At 64.9% G+C, this 18,839-nt stretch carries 15 protein-coding genes, 1 tRNA gene and 2 pseudogenes; 8 read left to right on the top strand and 10 right to left on the bottom strand.

Annotation, left to right across the window (positions count from 1 at the left end):
• Positions 1–479: 479 nt before the first annotated feature.
• On the top strand, positions 480–2,171 hold the full coding sequence (locus MU558_RS07095; RefSeq protein WP_246973392.1) for a Cdc6/Cdc18 family protein: 1,692 nt from the start codon (positions 480–482) through the stop codon (positions 2,169–2,171).
• 58 nt (positions 2,172–2,229) lie between these two features.
• Here MU558_RS07095 and MU558_RS07090 read toward each other — a convergent pair whose 3' ends face one another.
• Positions 2,230–3,297, bottom strand: coding sequence for a S26 family signal peptidase (locus MU558_RS07090; protein ID WP_246973389.1), 1,068 nt, complete (start codon positions 3,295–3,297; stop codon positions 2,230–2,232).
• Positions 3,298–3,459: 162 nt separating this feature from the next.
• On the opposite strand from MU558_RS07090, the gene MU558_RS07085 reads away from it, so the two are divergent.
• Complete coding sequence (locus tag MU558_RS07085) at positions 3,460–5,004, top strand: DNA-directed DNA polymerase II small subunit (protein ID WP_246973386.1); 1,545 nt, start codon at positions 3,460–3,462, stop codon at positions 5,002–5,004.
• A gap of 35 nt (positions 5,005–5,039) precedes the next feature.
• Here MU558_RS07085 and MU558_RS07080 read toward each other — a convergent pair whose 3' ends face one another.
• Positions 5,040–5,489: a hypothetical protein gene (locus MU558_RS07080; protein WP_246973383.1), complete on the bottom strand. Its 450-nt coding sequence runs from the start codon at positions 5,487–5,489 to the stop codon at positions 5,040–5,042.
• 305 nt (positions 5,490–5,794) lie between these two features.
• Between MU558_RS07080 and MU558_RS07075 the strand changes: the two genes are divergently transcribed.
• Positions 5,795–6,973, top strand: coding sequence for an aspartate kinase (locus MU558_RS07075; RefSeq protein WP_246973380.1), 1,179 nt, complete (start codon positions 5,795–5,797; stop codon positions 6,971–6,973).
• A 36-nt stretch (positions 6,974–7,009) separates the two neighbouring features.
• Here the strand turns inward: MU558_RS07075 and MU558_RS07070 are convergent, their stop codons facing one another.
• Positions 7,010–8,692, bottom strand: coding sequence for a long-chain fatty acid--CoA ligase (locus tag MU558_RS07070; protein WP_246973376.1), 1,683 nt, complete (start codon positions 8,690–8,692; stop codon positions 7,010–7,012).
• Positions 8,693–8,884: 192 nt separating this feature from the next.
• Between MU558_RS07070 and MU558_RS07065 the strand changes: the two genes are divergently transcribed.
• Positions 8,885–10,231, top strand: coding sequence for a tryptophanase (locus MU558_RS07065; protein ID WP_246973374.1), 1,347 nt, complete (start codon positions 8,885–8,887; stop codon positions 10,229–10,231).
• A gap of 48 nt (positions 10,232–10,279) precedes the next feature.
• Here MU558_RS07065 and MU558_RS07060 read toward each other — a convergent pair whose 3' ends face one another.
• The 3 genes from MU558_RS07060 to MU558_RS07050 form a co-directional block, all read right to left on the bottom strand.
• Positions 10,280–10,639, bottom strand: a complete 360-nt coding sequence (locus tag MU558_RS07060; protein ID WP_246973372.1) for a hypothetical protein — start codon at positions 10,637–10,639, stop codon at positions 10,280–10,282.
• Between the two features lie 89 nt (positions 10,640–10,728).
• Positions 10,729–11,388 carry a metallophosphoesterase family protein gene (locus MU558_RS07055; protein ID WP_246973370.1) on the bottom strand — a complete coding sequence of 220 codons (660 nt, stop codon included), beginning with the start codon at positions 11,386–11,388 and terminating at the stop codon, positions 10,729–10,731.
• 50 nt (positions 11,389–11,438) lie between these two features.
• On the bottom strand, positions 11,439–12,032 hold the full coding sequence (locus MU558_RS07050) for an IMP cyclohydrolase (protein ID WP_246973364.1): 594 nt from the start codon (positions 12,030–12,032) through the stop codon (positions 11,439–11,441).
• Positions 12,033–12,144: 112 nt separating this feature from the next.
• On the opposite strand from MU558_RS07050, the pseudogene MU558_RS07045 reads away from it, so the two are divergent.
• The 3 genes and pseudogenes from MU558_RS07045 to MU558_RS07035 all read left to right on the top strand — a co-directional run.
• Positions 12,145–12,678: pseudogene (locus MU558_RS07045) on the top strand (homing endonuclease associated repeat-containing protein); the annotation flags it as partial.
• A 194-nt stretch (positions 12,679–12,872) separates the two neighbouring features.
• A tRNA-Gln gene (locus MU558_RS07040) sits at positions 12,873–12,945 on the top strand.
• 128 nt (positions 12,946–13,073) lie between these two features.
• Positions 13,074–13,766 (top strand): annotated as a pseudogene (locus MU558_RS07035) (rhodanese-like domain-containing protein).
• Here the strand turns inward: MU558_RS07035 and MU558_RS23145 are convergent.
• Complete coding sequence (locus tag MU558_RS23145) at positions 13,756–13,887, bottom strand: hypothetical protein (RefSeq protein ID WP_265781576.1); 132 nt, start codon at positions 13,885–13,887, stop codon at positions 13,756–13,758. The pseudogene MU558_RS07035 and the gene MU558_RS23145 sit on opposite strands and share 11 nt — an antisense overlap.
• A 150-nt stretch (positions 13,888–14,037) precedes the next feature.
• Positions 14,038–15,366: an oxidoreductase gene (locus MU558_RS07030; RefSeq protein WP_246973361.1), complete on the bottom strand. Its 1,329-nt coding sequence runs from the start codon at positions 15,364–15,366 to the stop codon at positions 14,038–14,040.
• A 116-nt stretch (positions 15,367–15,482) separates the two neighbouring features.
• On the opposite strand from MU558_RS07030, the gene MU558_RS07025 reads away from it, so the two are divergent.
• The gene (locus tag MU558_RS07025; RefSeq protein ID WP_246973358.1) at positions 15,483–16,010 is read left to right on the top strand and encodes a GNAT family N-acetyltransferase; all 528 of its coding nucleotides are present in this window, start codon (positions 15,483–15,485) and stop codon (positions 16,008–16,010) included.
• Positions 16,011–16,023: 13 nt separating this feature from the next.
• Here the strand turns inward: MU558_RS07025 and cgi121 are convergent, their stop codons facing one another.
• Together cgi121 and MU558_RS07015 are read right to left on the bottom strand one after the other, a co-directional pair.
• Positions 16,024–16,512 (bottom strand): KEOPS complex subunit Cgi121, encoded by a 489-nt coding sequence (cgi121, locus tag MU558_RS07020; RefSeq protein ID WP_246973355.1) that lies wholly within the window; start codon positions 16,510–16,512, stop codon positions 16,024–16,026.
• Positions 16,512–18,839, bottom strand: a complete 2,328-nt coding sequence (locus MU558_RS07015) for an ATP-dependent DNA helicase (RefSeq protein WP_246973353.1) — start codon at positions 18,837–18,839, stop codon at positions 16,512–16,514. Before MU558_RS07015 ends, cgi121 begins: the two co-directional genes overlap by 1 nt.

Raw genomic sequence — 18,839 nt, 5'->3', positions numbered from 1 at the left:
CACTCACTGTCAATGACACTGGTCGGTGACACTCACTGTCAGTGACACTGGTCGACAACTTTCGGCGCTGTCTCTCTACTGTGTGCTATCACGTATCATCGATAACGAGATTACGTGTCATCGATCGCGCAACCTCCACTGCATCTCTGGTCTCTCTTCTGGCTCGCTACCGTCTCGATTCTCGCCAAACTGTTAGTACACTCACACAACCTCGCTCGGTCCGTCGGTTCTCCATCACTTCGAGACGAAACCCACCGACTGCAGTCCAATCGGACGGATCGATCTCTTGAGCTACCTGACCATCTTCCGTTCTGAAGGGAATAATTTAATACCTAGGTACCCCTCTGGTTCGTTTGCATCAACTGGACCCGACGAACGGATCTGTTCGCACACGATGGCTTTCTCGAGCCGTGTACGAGCCCAAATTCCCGTCCTCGGGTCGGTGTTCCACACGAAACAAGGGGGTACGCGTACGACGAATGTCTGACGATAACTCAGAACGACCGGGCTCGAGCCAGGAGGTCAATCTCGACTCCCCTAGCGGGTTCGCGACGAATCTACCGGAAACCGAGCTGACCGACGACGAGTCGAATCAGGGCCTGTTCGACGATCTGCTCAGCGGCGAACCGATCTTCGAGAACAAGGAGGTTCTCCGGCCGTCGTACACGCCACACGAACTTCCACACCGGAGCGACCAGATCAACAAGATGGCGACGATCCTCGTCGCAGCGCTCCGCGGCGAGACGCCATCGAACATCCTCATCTACGGCAAGACCGGGACGGGCAAGACGGCGAGCGCGAAGTTCGTCAGCAAGGAACTCGAGAGCACCTCCCAGAAGTACAGCGTCCCGTGTGACGTCGAGTACATCAACTGCGAGGTGACGGACACGCAGTATCGCGTCCTCGCCCAGCTCGCGAACAAGTTCATCGAGGAGAACGAACGGCTCATCGACGACCGGATCGCCTCACTCGAGGACCTCGTCGCGGCCGTCGACGAGCACGACGCAAACGCAGATAGTCGCGACGACCCCCTCGAAACGACTCGAGACGACGACGGAATCGTCTCGCAGTCGGGCGATTCTCCAGTCGAAACGAAGGGGTATGGGTCGCCGGAGAACGGGTCCGAGTCATCGGGGAACAGATCCGAGTCACCCGGGATGTCGGTTTCGGACTCGTCGGTCGACGGTCGCGACGCCGCCGGACATCCACTCGCCGGGACGCCGTTCTCGTCGGTCGCCGACGTCGAAGCGCAGATCGAGTCGCTCGAGGCGGACAGAGAGAACTTCGAGGAGGTGCCGATGACCGGCTGGCCGACCGACCGCGTCTACAGCGTCTTCTTCGACGCAGTCGATTACTCCGAGCGCGTGGTCGTCATCATGCTCGACGAGATCGACAAACTCGTCGAGAAAAGCGGCGACGACACTCTCTATAACCTCTCGCGGATGAACTCCGAACTCGAGAACTCGCGGGTGTCGATCATCGGAATCAGCAACGACCTGAAGTTCACGGACTTTCTCGACCCTCGCGTCAAGTCGAGCCTGGGCGAAGAGGAGATCGTCTTTCCGCCGTACGACGCAAATCAGCTCCGGGACATCCTCCAGCACCGATCCGAGGTGGCGTTCAAAGACGGTGCGCTCTCACCGGACGTCATCCCGCTGTGTGCTGCCTTCGCCGCACAGGAACACGGCGACGCCCGACGCGCGCTCGATTTACTTCGCACGGCGGGCGAACTCGCCGAACGGTCCCAGGCCGAGACGATCGTCGAAGAACACGTCCGGCAGGCACAGGACAAGATCGAACTCGACCGCGTCGTCGAGGTCGTTCGGACTCTCCCCACGCAGAGCAAACTCGTCCTCTTTGCGATCATTCTCCTCGAGAAAAACGGCGTCCACAGCATCAACACGGGCGAGGTGTTCAACATCTACAAGCGTCTCTGCGAGGAGATCGACGCGGACGTCCTCACCCAGCGTCGAGTCACGGACCTGATCAGCGAACTCGACATGCTCGGCATCGTCAACGCCGTCGTGGTCTCGAAGGGTCGGTACGGCCGAACGAAAGAGATCAGCCTCTCGGTTCCACTGGAAGAGACGGAGGTCGTCTTGCAGTCTGACTCCCGGCTCTCCGACATCGACGACGTCCAGCCGTTCGTCCAGGCTCGATTCGACAACTGATCGTACGGCCTCGAGTCGAAACGTCGCTCCGGGCTCACGTGCTCCCGAACTTACGCAGTCACCAGCTTCCCGGTCGTCGACTGCCGGCGACGGCGAGTGCGCTCGCGACCCCGACGAGGCCGATCTCGATCCCGTCCGGAGCGGGTGACAGTCCGGACGTGGACGCCGCGCCCGCGTCTGGTGACGTCGTCAGCGTCTGCGCCGTCAGCGTCTGGTCGAACGCGAGGCGGATGTGGCCGAGCCACGGAATTCGGAACATGGCCTTGCCGGTGATCCACTCGGGCTTGACGATCCCCTTTCTCGCGCCGCCGTGTGCCTGATCGTAGCCGCTGTTCGCGTCGCCTTTCGTGACGAAGCCGGCGTACGGGGCGGGACAGGTTCGCACTTCCGCACAGGTGGCACCACCAGTGTACTCCGGGTTCGCTTTCGTCTCGACCCAGTTTTCGTCTTCGTCGACCCAGAAGTGTGCCCGATGGATAATCGGCGTCTGCGATTCGCTTCCGTCGGGTTTGAAGATGATGACGTCGCCGGGATTGCCGAACTGCTCGTACCCGGCGGTCGCGCCGGCGTCGTAGGTAACCACGCCCGTCCCGTCGATCGGCTCGTTGCCGACGAACCGCGTCTCGTTGACGACGAAGACCAGATCGCCGCGTTCCATGTGCGGTTCCATGCTGCCGCTCTCGACGGCGACCAGCGGTGGCCAGACGCCGCTGACGCCGAACAGCACGAGGCCGACGAGGAGGACGATCGCGACGCTACTTAAGACGTCGCGCATCGCGACGACCGTCCCGTCGTTGCTCCGCAGAAACCAGCGGAAGACGCCGTCGTCTTCGACCGTCACCGGCCTGGAACTCGACGTCGACCGTGCGTCCCGCGGTCGATCGGCGTCGCTGCGATACTCTTCCCTGTGCTCGTCGCTGGCACGACGCTCCACGTCGGCGTCCGACTGACCTGATCTGTCGTCGAGTCCTCCGCTGTCCGCTTCGCCCGTCGTCTCTCGACCGTCCCTCCGAGACGACGGCCGGCGTTGATCGTCGTGGTCGCTCGTGGACGACGACTCCCGTCGATCCCAGTCGTCACTGTCGCCGAAATCGTCCGAGGAGTCGTCGGAGCCGGGACCGCTCATCGTCACCTGTTTTGCCGGGGCCGGCAATCAACCTTCTGTTCCCTCTCACGTCACCGACCTGGCTCTCATCGACCTGGCTCTGTCGTCGATTCGTCTCGGCGAACCATCACCGCCGTCGACGCATTCGCCACCCTTATTTCCGCGCTCACGAATTCGAGTGGTGTGCCACTCGAGGGTCCCGCTCGGATCGTGAGCGAACTCACGAACCGCGGATACAACGCCGAACGCGAGGCAGTGACGCTGATCGCGTCGGCCGACGATCCGGGTGCGACGCTCGAGCGCGTCGTCGACGCTGTCCCCGAGGACGCCCTCGTCGTCGAATGCGACCACGTGCGATCGGTTCTCGACTCGTCCCGTGGCTCCGCTGGCGGTGACGCCGATCGACCCGACACCTCTACTTCAACTGGAGACGATTCGAGGAATCATCGAGATACGGAAGCGAGATCTGCAGTCGAAACGATGGGGTCTGACGGTGGCTTCGAGCGATCGGTCGATCCGTCGCAGCGAGACCTCGAGATCGTTGGCGACATGACGGGCCAGAGTACGGGAACCGGCGAGTATCGCGACTTCGTCTCCGTCTTTCGCGACCGACTCGATCGGCTCGGCTCGAAGCTCCGTGGGCGAGTCAACCACCGGCCGGCGACCGCCATCGAGGACATGCCCGGCGGCAGCGAGGTCGCGATGGTCGGACTCGTCAACGACGTCCGGTCGACCGCGAGCGGCCACTGGCTGATCGAACTCGAGGACGCCACGGGGACGTTCCCGTGGCTGGTGATGAAAGATCGCGAGTACGTCGACCTCGTCGACCAGCTGCTGTACGACGAGGTGCTGGCGATGGAGGGGACGCTCTCCGACGATTCGGGAATCGCCTTCGTCGACTCACTGTACTTCCCCGACGTTCCGCGAACGCACGACCCCTCGACTGCGGATCGCCACGTGCAGGCGGCGCTGATCAGCGACGTCCACGTCGGCAGCCAGGAGTTCATGGCGGACGCGTGGAACCGCTTTGCCGACTGGCTCCACACCGAGGCGGCCGCACACGTCGAGTACCTGCTGATCGCCGGCGACATGGTCGAGGGCGTCGGCGTCTACCCCAACCAGGACGAGGAACTCGATATCGTCGATATCTACGAGCAGTACGAGGCGTTCAGCGAACACCTGAAGCGAGTTCCCGGCGACCTCGAGATCGTCATGATCCCGGGCAACCACGACGCGGTCCGGCTCGCCGAGCCCCAGCCCGGGTTCGACGAGGACCTGCGCGAGATCATGTCGGCCCACGACGCCCGGATCGTGAGCAACCCCTCGACCGTCACCGTCGAGGGCGTCTCGGTGTTGATGTACCACGGCGTCTCGCTGGACGAGGTGATCGCGGAACTCCCCGAGGAGAAGGCGAGTTACGACGAGCCTCACAGGGCGATGTACCAGCTGCTCAAAAAGCGCCACGTCGCCCCGCAGTTCGGTGGCCACACCCGCCTCGCGCCCGAGAAGAAAGATTACCTCGCTATCGACGAGGTACCCGACATCTTTCACACCGGCCACGTCCACAAACTCGGCTTCGGCAAGTACCACAACGTGTTGGCGATCAACTCCGGCTGCTGGCAGGCCCAGACCGACTTCCAGAAGAGCGTCAACATCGATCCCGACGCGGGATACGCCCCGATCGTCGACCTAGATACCCTCGACGTTACGGTCCAGAAGTTCAGCTAGCGTCTGCGCTCGTTCCGTCTCTGTCGGCCTGACGCTCAGGAGCTCGGCTCGAGTCGAAACCGTATCGTCCGCGAGCCGTCGAACTGCGGGCCGAATCCGTTCTCCTCGAAGCCCAGCGCCTCGGCAGCCGCCTTGACGTCCTCGTCGCCGATCGGAACGAGCACCTCGACGGCCATCGCCTCGCGCTCGGCGAACCGAACCGGTTCCGCGAGGAGGCGTTCGCAGGCGTCTTCGGTTCCGTCGATCTGCGTGATGTGGACCGTCTCTTCCTGGGCGTCGAAGCTGATGAATCCGAGCAGATCTTCGGGATCCGAACCGTCGTACTGTGAGCCTTCGACGTCGGCGTTCGGATCCGTGGCCCGGGCGCCGTCTTCGGCCACGCGCACCGTGCGATCGTGCACGAGATTCCGCATTACGTCGGTTGGCGAGTCGGCGATCGCCGCGAGCGCGTCCGCGTCGGCCTCGAGTGCATCCCGTACGTTCATCAATGACCGGTAATGACACACACTGGTATAAATCCCGCCCGAACAGGCTTCAGTTCCGATACGAACGTACAGGTTTTTCCCATCGTCTGCTCGGTCTATACTACCGGACAACAGTCAGTGAATACTCGATCGCGTCTCGAGTGCGAACGATGTCTGTACCGTGTTGTCCGGCAGTATATCACCTCGGCTGACCCGCCCGTGTCCGGTAACATCGGGAGAGATGAACACAGTTATCTGCCCTCTCCGGCAACGAACCTGTACATGAGTGTATCCATCGGTTCGCCACAAGCCAGTGGGGTGTGGCCATGCGCGTCGTAGCGAAGTTCGGCGGCACCAGTCTCGGAAGCGGTGATCGGATCAACCGCGCCGCCGACTCGATCGCCGCCGCAGTCGAAGACGGCCACGAGATCGCCGTCGTCGCCAGCGCGATGGGATCGACGACCGACGATCTTCTAGACGAGATCACGTTCGAGGCCGACGAGGCGGATCAGGCCCAGATCGTCAGTATGGGCGAGCGCACGTCCGTTCGCATGCTCAAGGCTGCGCTCTCGGCTCGTGGCGTCGACGCGTGCTTCCTGGAACCCGGCAGCGACGACTGGCCAGTCGTCACCGACGAGTACGGCGAGGTCGACGTCGAGGAGACCCGCAAACGCGCACTCGAGGTCGCAGCAGATCTCGAGGGCGTGGTTCCCGTCATCACCGGCTTCCTCGCGGAAGGCCCCGACGGGTCGATCACGACGCTCGGGCGTGGCGGCTCCGACACGACGGCCGTGATGCTCGGCAAGTACATGGAGGCCGACGAGGTCGTGATCGTCACCGACGTCGAGGGCGTCATGACCGGCGATCCCAACGTCGTCGAAGGTGCCCGTAACGTCGGTGAGATCTCCGTCGACGAACTCCGGAACCTCTCGTTTCGGGGCGCGGAAGTGGTCGCGCCCTCGGCGCTGTCGTACAAGGACGGCGACCTCGACGTTCGCGTCGTCCACTACCAGCACGGCGACCTCCTGACCGGCGGCACCAGCATCGAAGGCCAGTTCGAGAACCTGGTGGACATGCGCGAGGAGCCACTCGCCTGTCTCACCGTCGCCGGCCGCGCCATCCGCAACCAGCCCGGCGTCTTCCAGTCGCTGTCGGCCGCCCTCGGCGACCACGACGTCAACATCGACGCCGTCGCCAGCGGCATGGACACTGTCACCTTCTACGTCGACGACGAGGAAGCCGAGTTCGCCGAGAACATCCTCCACCGACAGGTCATCGAACAGGACGCGCTCTCGAGTGTCACCGTCGACTCGCCGCTGGCCGTCGTTCGCGTCACCGGCGGTGAACTCCCCAACCGACCCGGTATCATCAGCGAGATCGTCAACCCGATCGAGAACGCCCGGATCAACATCCACGACCTCATCACGAGCGCGACCAGCGTCGCTATCTTCGTCGACTGGGACGATCGCGAGCAGACCCTCGAGATCACCCAGGACCTGTTCTAGCGTTCGACGACGCGTTCGCGTTCGGTTTTCGTCGGCTCACTCGTCTGCGAGTAACTCCTCGTCTGCGTACTCCTCGCGGAGCACCTTCTTGTCGAACTTGCCGGTCGCCGTCTTCGGCACCTCGTCGATGAAGACGATCGCGTCCGGCGTCCACCAGTCGACGAACTCGCCGGCGATCGTCTCATGGAGGTCTGCCTCGAGGGCGTCGCGATCGACGTCGGCGTCGTCGACCGGCACGACGAACGCCGCGGGGCGTTCCTGCCACTTCTCGTGGGGGACGCCGACGACGGTCGCCTCGGCGACGGCGTCGTGGGCCATGATCGTGTTCTCGAGTTCGACCGAGGAGATCCACTCGCCGCCGCTTTTGATGACGTCTTTCGCCCGGTCGACGATCTTGACGTAGCCGTCGCGGTCGACGCTGACGATGTCGCCGGTCTTGAGCCACGACCCCTCGAAGTCGGTCTCGTCTGCCTCCGGGCGCTTGAAGTACGAGTCGGTGACCCACGGGCCGCGGATCAGGAGTTCGCCGAAGTCCTCACCGTCTTCTCGCGGGCTTTGCCCGCTCGAACGGTCCGCGGAACTTCGTTCCGCGCTATTCCATGGCACTTCTTCACCGTCGTCGTCGACGACCTTGAACTCGAGGCCGGGGACGATCAGCCCCTGTTTCGTCCGCTTTTCGTACTGCTGGTCTTTCGGGAGGTCCTCGAGATCCGGCTTGAGGTGCGAGACAGTGCCGATGGGGGCGGTCTCGGTCATTCCCCAGGCGTGGACGACCTCGACGCCCAGCTCGTCGAATCGCCGGATGACGCTCCGCGGCGCGGCGCTGCCGCCGATGACGATCCGCTCGAGCGAGGAGAGGTCGACCTCGTTGTTCTCTATGTACTCGAGCAGGCCGAGCCAGACCGTCGGAACGCCCGCGGTGAGGGTGACGCCTTCCTCCTCGATGAGCGCCGCGAGATCCGCCGGATCGGGTGCGGGGCCGGGGTAGACGTGTTTCGCGCCGGCGGCCGTCGAGGAGAACGGCAGCCCCCAGGCGTTGACGTGGAACATCGGCACGACGGGCATGACGACGTCGGAATCGTCGATTCCGAGGCCCATCGGCGTCAGCGTCGCCATCGTGTGACTCCAGAGCATCTTCTGGGTGTACTCGACGCCTTTCGGCTCGCCCGTCGTCCCCGACGTGTAGCACATTCCCGCCGGGAGTTCTTCGTCGAGTTCCGGCCACTCGTAATCGCCGTCGTGCTCGCCGATGAACGACTCGTAGTCGACGACGGATTCGAGGTCGGTCTCCGGGACCGCAGCGCCCATCACGACGAACTGTTCGACGTTCTCGAAGGCCTCGGCGTCGTAGGCGTCCTCGAGCACCTCGAGCAGGGACGGGTCGACGAATATCAGCCGGTCGGCGGCGTTCTCGACGATGTACTGGATGTGTTTGGGTGGGAGCAGTGGGTTGATCGTGTGGAGTTGTCCGCCGACGTTCGGCGCTGCGAAGTACACCTCCGCGTGCCGGTGGTGGTTCCAGCAGAAGGTACCGACCCGATCACCTTCCCCGACGCCCGCGGCCTCGAGCGCGTTGGCCAGCTGTCGGATCCGTTCGGCGTAGTCGCCGTAGGTGTATCGTTCGATTCCCTCGTGCGTCCGCGAGACGAGTTCCCTGTCCGGGTACAGTCGTTCGGCGCGCCAGAGGAATGGTCGCAGGGTCTGGTCGTATCCTGCCATGTCATGTCATGACTCTCTTGCATTATAACTCCGTGTTTTTTTGACGGGAACGTAACGTGTCGCCGACGACCCCGTCGAGAGCGGACTGATTCGTACATCGCTCGTCGACTTCGGCGATAAACCGCCGCCTCGAGCCGTTAGAACCCGAAAACCACCAGATGGATTGAACAGGCCTCCGGTCCGTTCTAGGGTATGGTCGCCTACAAGTCCAAGATGGTCGAACGGATCTCGCTGCCCAGTCGGGAGCAGCGGGAACGAAACCTCGAGGCCGCCGGCTACAACGTCTTCAACCTCGACGCCGCCGACGTGTTCGTCGACCTGCTCACGGACAGCGGAACGGGGACGATGAGCGACGCCCAGTGGGCCGCGCTGATCCGTGGCGACGAGGCTTACGCCGGGTCGTCGAGTTTCGACCGCCTCGAGTCGGCCGTCCAGGACGTGATGGGCTTTCCGTACGTCGTCCCGGCCCACCAGGGTCGAGGAGCGGAGAACGTCCTCTACGGAACCCTGCTCTCGGAGGGCGACGTCGCGCTGAACAACACCCACTTCGACACCACTCGCGCTCACGTGGCGAACCAGGGCGCAGAGCCGGTCGACTGTCCGGTCGACGCCGCCCACGATCCCGACAGCGACGAACCGTTCAAGGGGAACTTCTCGGTCGAGCGCGCCCGCGAGGTCGTCGACGAGGTCGGCGCCGAGAACGTTCCCGTCGTCGTATCGACGATCACGAACAACTCGGCGGCGGGACAGCCGGTGAGCGTCGAGAACACCCGCGCCGCCCGCGAGTTCGCCGACGAGATCGACGCGACGTTCGTGATCGACGCCTGCCGGTTCGCGGAGAACGCCTCCTTCGTCACGGAGCGAGAGGCGACGTTCACGAACGCGTCGGTCGCCGACGTCGCCCGCGAGCAACTTGGCTACGCCGACGCCCTGGTGATGAGCGGGAAGAAAGACGGGCTCGCCAACGCCGGCGGGTTCGTCGCGACGACCGACCGTGACCTCTACGAGGCCTGCAAACAGCGGGCCATCCTCTACGAGGGCTTTCCCACCTACGGCGGGATGGCCGGCAGGGATATGGCGGCGATGGCGGTCGGCCTCCGGGAAGCCGTCGAGGAGGCCTACGTCGCGGATCGAATCGATCAGGTTCGCGAACTCGGTGCCGCTCTGGAGGCGGCGGGCGTCCCGATCTACACGCCCACGGGCGGTCACGCGGTCTACCTCGACGCAGAAGCGATCTTCCCGACGGTCCCGGCCGGTCAGTTCCCTGGCCAGGTGCTCGTCTGCGAACTCTACCGCGAAGGCGGCGTCCGCGGCGTCGAACTCGGGAGTTTCGCGTTCCCCAACACCGACCGTCCCGAACTCGTCCGGCTCGCACTCCCGCGTCGGACCTACCACCGCGAGCACATCGAACACGTCGTCGACACGGCGGCCGCCGTCCTCGAGAACCGCACCGAGGTGACGGGGCTTCGCATCGAGAGCGAACCCGAGATCCCCGAACTTCGCCACTTCACCGCCGAACTCGAGCCCGTTCCCTCCTGATCGTCGTGTACGCGAACGGCGTTCCGTCCCGGGTGATGGCGTCTTCTCCTATCGAATCTGTGTCACGACCTGGCGAGCGCGCTCTGTGAACGTCGGCTCGGGTTCGGACTCGCTCCCTAGCCGCTGTTTCGCCTTCGCTCGTAGCCCGGCCGTTCCCGTCGTCGATTCGCCACGAAGCCACTCGGGGACGCTCTCGAGCATCTCCTCGCGCTTTTCTTCTTTGAGCTGACTGTACTGCCGCAAGACGAGTCCCACGCCGAGGAACAGTCCGGCGTCGAGCAGTTCCCGGCGGAACCGCTCTCTGTCCTTTCGCACCGCGATCGCTTTCACCAGCGAGAGGACGCCGATGCCGATGTAGAGCATCGAACTCTTCGCGGGATCGCCGCTGAGCATCCGTTGTAGCGCCATGCGAACCGACGTACCACGCCCCCATTGATAGCTGTTAGCACGCACCTATGATTTCGAGAACGTCACGGTCACTTACCTCCTGCGTGTGCTCACTGCCCGCGGGTCAGACGCGTCCCGATGCGCTCGGGGAGTCTCGCCTCCTCGACCGTCTTTCGGACGGCGTCGACGTCGTACTCGACGCGGCAGGTGTCGACGGTCATCGCCTCGAGGTCGACGACGGCGTAGGCGGCCCGGGGATCGCCGTCGCGCGGCTGGCCGACGCTGCCGGGATTGACGACGATCCCCTCGGCGTAGCGTTCGACGTGCTGGACGTGCGTGTGTCCGAGCACGAGCACGTCCTCGTCGCCGAGCAGACGCGGCGAGAACTCCTCGGGGTAGGTGTAGCGGTTCGGATCGTCCGGGTGGCCGTGGACGAGTTTCACTCGCCCGTCGAACTCCCGACGCTCGGTCGGCAGCGACTCGAGCCAGCGGCGCTGCTCGGCGTCCAGTTGCTGCTGTGCGTATTCGACGCCGGCGCTGGCCAGTTCGTTGAACCGAAACGAACTGCGCTCGACGACGGCCAGGTCGTGGTTGCCCATCACCGTCGGCACGTCACGGGACCGGAGCGCGTCGACGCACGCCGCGGGCCACGGGTTGTAGCCGACGACGTCGCCCGCACAGGCAAGCGCGTCGACCGACGGCATGTCCTCGAGGACCGCCTCGAGAGCGACCCGGTTCGCGTGGACGTCGGAGATGAGTCCGACTCGCATAGCCGGATCGAAGCCCGCCAGAAATATGTAGTTTGTCCGGGACGACGCGCTTACTCGTCGCCGTTCTCGATCGCCGTCTCGAACCCGTCCTCGGTGCGGGCGACGCCAGCCGCACAGACCGCGTGCTCGAACTCGAGGTCGTACGCGTCCTGGGCGGCTGCTTCGGCCGTCGTCGCCTCGAAGTCGAACGCCTCGGGCGAATCCGTCTCGTAGGTCGCGACCAGCGTCGGCTCCGTGACGGTCTCGACGAGCAGGGCGTCTTTGCGAACGGTGCCGATCAACGCCTCGCCGTCGGCGTCGATCGTCGCCGCGATCCGCGGGGTGTCGTAGTCGTCTTTCTCGTAGTCGAGCGCGAGCAGGCTCGTCGCGAGGGCGTCCCGGGCGGGATACCCCAGCTCGAGTTTCTCGGCGATCGGATCGACGTGCGAGCCGTTTCCGAACGCCGCCGTCTCGCCCGTCGGCGTCTCGACGACTCGAAGGCAGTTGTACGAGACGTACGGGTTGTCGGTCGGCGGCGCGTCTTCGGTCGGCGAGACGGTGAGCGCGTCGTCTCGAGCGGTGATCTGGCGGTTCGGGAACGACCGCGAGGAGACGCGGTACGCGCCAGCCTCGGGTCCCACGACCAGGAATCGTCCGACGTACATACTCGAGGATGGGCGAGAGAGGGGAAAAGGGGTGTCGGTTCGCACTCGAGTGGCCGCAACTGTCCTGATCCGGACTCGAGAGTTTATAACCGAAAACGCGGCGAACGGCGGTGTGACGACGGAAGACGAGTGTCTCGAGGCGCTACTCGAGGCCGCCGACCGACTCGGCGAATCGCCGACGAAAGCACAGTACGAAGAGTTGGGACTGACACCCGCGTCCGCGACCATCATTCGAACGTGTGGTGGATAGAACAGGGCGAAAGAGCGTGCAGGTCTGGCGACAGCATCCTCTACCGGTTCTCGCGTTACGCCGAAACCTGACGACGTCGATCTCCCCTCGGATCTCGACTGGGACGACCTTTCGGTCGATCAGCGATGGCATTATCGGAACGCCGAGTGGAATACGGAACGAACGTTACGCCGTCGCTCTCGACTCCGTGCGTGGCTCAACGAACAAAAGCGAGACAGCGGGTGTTCCCGGTGTAGCGTCGATACTGTAGCATGTCTCGATTTCCATCACGACGACGAGAGCAAGGCGACGACTGTCGCGGAATTAATTTCGGATGACAGATCGAAGGATCGAATTCGCTCCGAGATCGAACGGTGTTCCGTTCTGTGTGCGAACTGCCACCGGATGAAACATTACAGAAATGCAGGAGAAAGCCCACGGCTTTAGCCGTGTGGAGGATGTCAAGACCCATCGACCGAATAACCGACATGAGGGGGTTTCTTCCCAGTGTGAGTCGGTATTCCAATCACCGATCGATTCGTAACACTCTAATACGAACACTCCATACCAGAGATTAGACCGTCGGTAGTTGGACCCGACGGATACATGTCAGTCCATTAGGGTAGTGGCCAATCCTGAAGCCTTCTGGGGGCTTCGACCCTGGTTCGAATCCAGGATGGACTACTTCTCTGCCATTTCGACTCGAGTATCCCCCCGACTCCTGCGTTCGGTTTCCAGTCGAAACGAAGGGGTCTCCGGTATCCCTCGAGTCACCAGAAATACTATTCCATCGCCGTCGGTGCCTAGCCGATATGAATCGACGGACCTGCCTCGCTGCTGGAGCGACGGCCGCACTCGGTGTCGTCGTCGGCTGCCTCGGCGGCGACACGGCAGCGAACGAGTACGGGTACGAGACGACGACCACTGACAGAACCGACGTTCCGCTCGCACCGGTCGACGACGTCTACCAGTGGTACGAAAACGGCGAGGCCCGGTTCGCCGACGCGCGTGGCCGCGACCAGTACGAGGCGGTCCGGATCGCGGACGCCGTCTTCTCGCCCGCACCGGACGGAACCGAAGACGATCCGGTCGAGGCGTGATCGACCGATACGCAGATCGTCACCTACTGTGGCTGTCCGCACCACCTCTCTACCATGCGCGCTGCGGCGCTGATCGACGCGGGGTACGAACACACGTACGCGATCGACGAGGGGCTCGGTGGGTGGATCCAGCGTGGCTACCCGCTGGCCGGATCGGACGTTCAGACCGAGCGTCGGAGCTACGAGATCCGCGGAACGAGCAGTGCCGACTACGCCGGCGAGATGGTCATGCTCGAGCAACTCGAGGCCGACCGTCGCGAGGCAGCGCCGATCGCCGCCGACGGGTCGTACACCCTGACGCTGCACTACGCTGGATCGCCCGAGTCTCGGTTCAGAGTCGACGCTCCGGACTACACGCTCGAGGCACCGCTCGCCGAACTCACGAGCGTCGTCGTCACTGGCTAGCGCTCTCGAGCAGACACTCGATCGTACAGTAGTAGTGTCTGATCTTCCTGGTCGAACCCTTGTAGTCGACGGGTTTGACCACCGTGACGTGCGTGTCGGTCGTGTCGTCGATCTCCGTCATACAGGCGTTGCACTGGGGCACTCTCTCACCAGGCGGGCGATTCCGCCTCCACATCGATCCCGACGCCGACGGGCGTTCCCCACGTCATCGAATCGAATGTGTCTTGGTACCGTGTATCTTTATCGATCAGTATCACTGTATCGGAACCGTTCACGACTGCGATCCCTGGTCGTATGCGCCTGCGCGCTCGAGTTCGCCGCGCTTTCGCAGCACCGACGGCGTCCGGCACATCCCCGGCGCGCCGGTCACCTGCGGTACGGTGCAGTTGTTACAGCTTTCACAGAGGACCCGCGACGCCGTCGTCTCGAGCAGTCGGGTGCCGAGTCGCGGTTCGGCGTAGAACGGCCGGGCCATGCCGACGGCGTCGCAGGCCGGGTCCCTCGCGCCCGCGCCGAGCAGTCGATCCATCTGTGCTCGCTCGCGGATGCCGCCCTCGGCGAACACGGGGATCGACACCGCCTCGCGGACGCGCCGGCAGAACGCCTCGTTCCACGCCGGTTCGGTTCCGTACTGCAGCGACTGGAGTCGATTCGCCGCGGCCACGAGTCGGGTTCGCCACGGGCCGCCGAAGGCCGCGTCGTATCCCTCTCGCAGCCCCTCGTTCGCCCAGGCCCGCTTCGGGTACTTCCCGCGGACGATGCTCATGTCCCACGTGACGGACGTCTGTACGGGAACGACCGCGTCGTAACCGATCTTCTCGAGTCGGCGAGCGATCTCGACGCCGTCCTCGAGCGACAGTTTCCGCCGGATTACGGGCGGCGCGGGCGTTTCGGCGGGCACTTTCGTTATCAGCGGGACGTCGCCCGCCCGCTCGCGGATCTCGTCGTGGACGACCGCGAGAAATCGCAGGCGGGCCTCGGGCGAGCCGCCGAACTCGTCCTCGCGACGGTTGTAAAAGGGTGAGAGGAACTGCTGGACGATGCCCATGTTCGCCCCAGCGATGTGAATCCCGTCGTAGCCCGCGTCGACCGCGTACGCCGCCGATCGCCCGAAGTCGGCCGCCAGTTCGTACACCTCGTCGGTCGAGAGGACGTGCACGTTGTAGTGCAAGAACCCCAGGCGATCCAGCAGTCGAAGCGGCCACGGCGGCCGCGAGACGGCCAGTTGCTCGAGGTCCGGATGCGCTCGACGATAGTCGGCGTGCCAGGTTTCCATGCTCCGCAGCCCCCCGTGCTCGAGTTGCAGGAAGATCCGTCCCCCGTGGTCGTGGATCCGGTCGGTCAGCCGCTCGAGGCGGGCGACGAACGCCGGGTCGTGGACCCGCGTCATCCCCGGCGCGGCACAGCCGCCGTCGCCGCGGACGATCGTCGCTCCCTGACAGACGAGTCCGACGCCCGATTCGGCCGCCGGCTCGAGGTCGTCGATCAGCGTCTCGACGGCGTCCGGACCGTTGCCCGCACACTCGAGCAACGGCGCGCGATACAGTCGGTTCGGGATCTCGACGCCGCCGACCTCGAGCGGGTCCTCGAGCGTGGCCATAGAGTTGCGTCTCCGTTCGACCGGCGCGAACAAGAGCGTAGCGCCGAGCCCTAATTCTTTGGCATCGTGTGTCATACCAGAACGAACTTGAAGTGGACAGGCGACTATCGGCGAGTATGCCAGGTGCAGTCTTTCTCGAGGGGGAGGTCGTCGAACTGCGGACGATCGAGTGCGAAGACGCCGAGTTCCTGCAGAAACTCGTCAACGATCCTCGGGTTCGCCGTCACATCGGCGCAGGAGCGCCGCTAAACGGAGTGCAAGAGCGCGAGTGGATCGACTCTCTCGGCGAGTCGGACAAGGTTCGGCTCCTGATCGCCGTCGACGGTGAACCGGTCGGGTCTATCGGACTCGACGCGCCGAACGACGTCTGGGGGACGACCGAACTCGGCTACATGGTCGATCCGGATCACTGGGGGCAGGGCTACGCGACGGACGCAGTTTCGCAGGTGTGTCGCTACGCGTTCGCACAGCGGCGGCTCGACAAGGTGTACGCCTGCGTGTACGAGACCAACCCCGCCTCGCGTCGCGTCCTCGAGAAGGCGGGTTTCACCGAGGAGGGACGGCTCCGAAACGAGGCGTTCGTCGAGGGCGAACGCGTCGACGTCCACCGGTACGGACTGCTGGCCGACGAGTGGACCGGCTGAGTCGCGCCGTTCGTCACTTCTCGACCTCGAGCAACGCCACGCGCTCGCGGACGAGGTCTCCGAGACTCGCCCAGGTCGCCTCGCGCTCGGCCTCGGTGACGTCGAAGAACGAACACAGCAGCTCCTCGTCGTACTCGCCGAGCGTCGGCTCGGGTTCGACGAGCGCCTCGAGGTCTGCGAGCGCGCCCACCTCGTCGTCACCGTCGACCAGGACGACGACGCGGTTCTCGCCCGTCGAGACGCCCATCTCGAGTGCGTCGTCGATCTGCCTGCGGCCGGCGGCGTACAGCAGGATCTCGACGGCCCGATCGCGAGCGACGTTCTCCCCGCGCTCGATCGCCCGGTCTGCCAGTTCGACGGCCCGTTCGAGGTGGCGGGCGTCGGCGACGTAGCGGGCGTCGAACGCCTGGATCGTCACGTCGTGGTCGTCGCCGATCTCGCCCAGCTGGGCGACGAAGCCGTCGAGGTCGTCGATTTCGAGTCGGCCCTCGAGTAGCTCCATCAGAAATCACCCAGGCTGGACTGGCTCTCGGCCGGTTCGTCTTCCTGGCCGTCCGTCGACTCGGCGTCCCGCGCTCGTTCGAACCCGTCGTCTTCGTCGGGTAGTTCCTCGACGCCGTCCATCGACGGGTTCTCGCGGCCGGCGTTCTCGAGAATCGTCTCCGCGGTCTTCTTCCCTTTCAGGGCGTCGAGGACGACGCGCTTGTCGGCCTCCCGGAGATCGGCGGGCGTCTCGATACCGACGTCGTAGAGCTGGCGGGCGCGCTTGCGTCCGACGCCGCGGACCGAGACGAGCTCGAGCAGTTCCTCGCCGACGCCGTGTTCGACCCGCGCTCGTGCCTCGCGGACGGCAGCGGTCCACTCGCTCCCGACCTCGGCGGCGAGCGACTCCGCCGCCCCGAGCAGCCACTCGGCGGTGTCGACCTTCCCGCGGAGGTCTCCGGGGCCGATTCCGTAGCGGTCGGTGAGCCGGTCCTCGTCGGTCTCGTTCGCCCAGTCTGCGAGCAGTTTGCCCGTCTTGAGCGCGGCGAGCCAGTCCTCGAAGCGGGCGTCTTCGTACTCGCTGGGCCCGTCGCCGAGCAGTTCGTCCTCGCGCTGGTAGAACAGTTCCGCGTACTCGTCGTCCTCGCCCGAGCGCAAGTAGAGCTCGTACATGTCCGGCGTTCGCGAGACCAGCTGGTAGAGCCCGAGTGCGGTCGGACGCTCGTCGGCCGACTCGAGGCCGTGGACGATCTCGGCGGCGCTCATCGGATCGAGGTAGAGCCGCGAGACGGTGTGGCCGAGACTCGTCGCCCGGAGTTCGACGTCGTCGCCGTCTCCGGCGAGGTCGGCCGCGGACGTGAACGCGCCCGCGTCGTCGTCCGTCGTCTCGCGCTCGACGAAGTCGTTGGCCTCGAGGTATTGCAAGACGCTGTCGGTCACGGTCTCTAACCGTCCGGACTCGGTCGACTGGCTCGCGTAGAGCGTCTCCGCCATGAACTCGAGCAGGCCCGTGCGGGTGCGGGCGAAGCCGGAGGCGATCGTCGCGAGGACGTGTGTCCGGAGTGCGGGTTCGGCCGCGAGTTTCGAGCGGACGGGCTCGGGGTCGGCCCAGACGTAGCGGTCGAACAGCTCGTCCATCTCGTCGTGACTGTTGGAAAGCAACACGGCCTCGCCGTAGGGATCGAGGCCGGGACGGCCCGCCCGTCCCATCATCTGGTGGACCTCGAGGACGTTCAGTGGCGTCATGCCGCCCGCGCTGGGGTCGAACCGCCGCCAGTCGCGGACGATCACGCGGCGGGCGGGCGTGTTCACCCCGGCGGCGAGCGTCGGCGTGGCGGCGATCACCTTGAGCAGGCGGTCGCGGAAGGCGTCCTCGACGAGCGAGCGGTGTTCGCCGGCGAGTCCGGCGTGGTGGAAGGCGGCCCCACGTTCGACGCAGTCGGCGAGGTCGTCGCTGGTTTCCGTATCGCTCACGTCGCGGATCTCCTCGGCCAACTCGGCGAGGTCGGCCCGTTCGCCGTCGGTGAGTACCCGCGAGGTGACGTTCGAGAGTCGCCGCGCTGCCGCTTCCGCGTTGCGCCGGGAGTTGACGAAAGCGAGCGACGAGCCGCCCTCGTCGAGGATGTCGCGAACGAGTGCGGCTTCCTGCTTCTCCCCACCCTCGACGGGCACTTCTCGCGTCTCTCCGTCGTCGAAGTGCAACGCGTTGCCGTAGTGGACGCCGCTTCGGAGGTCGATCGGTCGCCAGTCGGTGTCGACGAGTTCCGCGTCGAGCCACGTCGCGATCTCGTCTGCGTTACCGACGGTCGCCGAGAGGGCGACCACCTGCAAGGTGGGGTTGAGCTTCCGGAGCTTCGCGAGCGTGACCTCGAGCGTCGGTCCCCGGTTGCGGTCGTCGATGAGGTGGACCTCGTCGCTGACGACGCAGGTGAGGTCGGAGAGCCAGTCCGCGCCGTTTCGAACGAGCGAGTCGACTTTCTCGCTCGTGGCGACGATCACGTCCTTGGTGGCGAGCCACTCGCTCGTCGACTCGTAGTTGCCCGTCGTGACGCCGACGGTCACGCCGAACTCCTCGTAGGCCTCGAACTCGGCTTTTTTCTCGCTGGCGAGCGCTCGCAGCGGGACGATGTACAGCGCCTTTCCGCCGCGTTCGATCGCCGAGAGCATCGAGAGGGCGGCGATCATCGTCTTGCCGCTCGCCGTCGGCACGGCGGCGACGAGGTTCTCGCCCTTGAGGATCCCCGACTCGACCGCCGCGGCCTGTGGCGGGTAGAGCTCCTCGATCCCCTCGTCCTGGAAGTGCGAGACGGCCCCGGGCGGCAGCCCCGACAGCTCCTCGACGTTCAT

This window comes from Natribaculum luteum (assembly GCF_023008545.1).
GTDB classification, from domain to species: Archaea; Halobacteriota; Halobacteria; order Halobacteriales; family Natrialbaceae; genus Natribaculum; species Natribaculum luteum.
Note: the sequence above shows the minus strand (reverse complement) of the source record. Positions and strands in the feature narration are given on the sequence as shown.